1 protein-coding gene is annotated in these 1,484 nt (G+C 71.6%); it reads left to right on the top strand.

What is annotated here, in order from left to right; all coding sequences use genetic code 11:
* Positions 1-1,484, top strand: a 1,484-nt coding sequence (locus ACGFN2_RS35885; RefSeq protein ID WP_393367186.1) for a polyketide synthase dehydratase domain-containing protein, incomplete at both ends; no start/stop codon positions are given.

Raw genomic sequence — 1,484 nt, 5'->3', positions numbered from 1 at the left:
GTCGAGTCCAGCCCGCACCCCGTCGTCAGTATCGGCATCCAGGAGACCATCGAAGACGTCGGCTCCCCAGCCATCACGGTCGGTTCCCTGCGCCGTAACGACGGGGACCTCGACCGTCTCCTGACCTCCCTGGCCGAACTCCACGTCCACGGCGTCACACCGGACTGGCCCAAGGTCTTCCCGCCCGGCGCCCACCGCGTCGACCTGCCCACCTACGCCTTCCAACACCAGCACTACTGGCCCTCCACCTCCTCGGTTCGTGCGGCCGGAGACCCCTCGGACCTCGGCCTGACGCCGACGCACCATCCGCTCCTCGCCGCGGCCGTCGTACTCGCCAGCGGTGACGGGTCCGTCCTCACCGGACGCCTGTCGCTCGACACACACCCGTGGCTCGCCGACCACGTCGTCGGCGGCCAAGTCGTGGTGCCGGGCACGGCCCTCCTCGAACTCGCCGTCCTCGCGGGCGACCACGTCGGAGCCCGGAGCGTCGAGGAACTGACCCTCCACGCACCGATGTTGCTCCCCGAAACAGTCGAGCGGCAGGTGCAGGTCACCGTCGCGCCGTTCGACGAGTCCGGTCGTTGCGCCGTGACCGTGCACTCGCGTGCCGTCGGCAACGACCAGGCCCCCTGGACCCGGCACGCCTCCGGCATCCTGACTGCCGCCGCCCCCGCTGCGCCGGCGGCCGACACGGAGGCCTGGCCCCCCGCCGGAGCCGAAGCGGTGGACGTCGCCGGTCTCTACGCGTCCCTCGACAATCGAGGACTCGCCTATGGACCGGCCTTCCGCGGCCTGCGCCGCGCCTGGCGTATGGGCGACGAGGTACTGGCCGAGGTCGACCTCGACCTTGCGTACGCCGACGCGACATCGGCCTCCTACAACGTGCATCCGGCCCTGCTCGACTCGGCGCTGCACTCCCTCGCCGCCGGGGACACCGACGGAACGGCCGCACTGCCGTTCTCGTGGCGGGACGTCACGGCGTTCTCCTCTGGCGCCACGGCGTTGCGCATCCGTATCACCGGCCTGGCCGGCGAGGAGATCGCCCTCCGGGCGTACGACTTCCAGGGCGTCCCCGTTGTGACCGTGGCCGGCCTCGCGCTGCGGCCGGTCCCCGAGGGCGGCATCGCCCCCGAGGAGTTCGACCTCGCGGATGCACTCTTCCAAGTCGAGTGGACCCCGCTGCCCCCGTCGCAGCAGGACGGCGACGCGGACGTGGCAGTAGTGGAGTGCGGCGGCTGGGAGGGCGAGGGCGCGGAACGCGTCCACGCGGCTGCCCGGGAGACGCTCGAACTACTCACTGACTGGCTGGCCGACGAGCGTTGCGAGGCGTCTTGCCTGGTCGTTGTGACCCGTGGTGCGCATGGTGGGGGTGATCTTGCGGCGGATGCGGTGTGGGGTCTGGTGCGTTCGGCGCAGTCGGAGCATCCGGGGCGGTTTGTTCTGGTGGATGCGGACGCGGGTGCGGACGCGGGTGTGGGTGGTGG

The organism is Streptomyces sp. NPDC048612 (genome assembly GCF_043199295.1).
Classification (GTDB): domain Bacteria; phylum Actinomycetota; class Actinomycetes; order Streptomycetales; family Streptomycetaceae; genus Streptomyces.
Note: the sequence above shows the minus strand (reverse complement) of the source record. Positions and strands in the feature narration are given on the sequence as shown.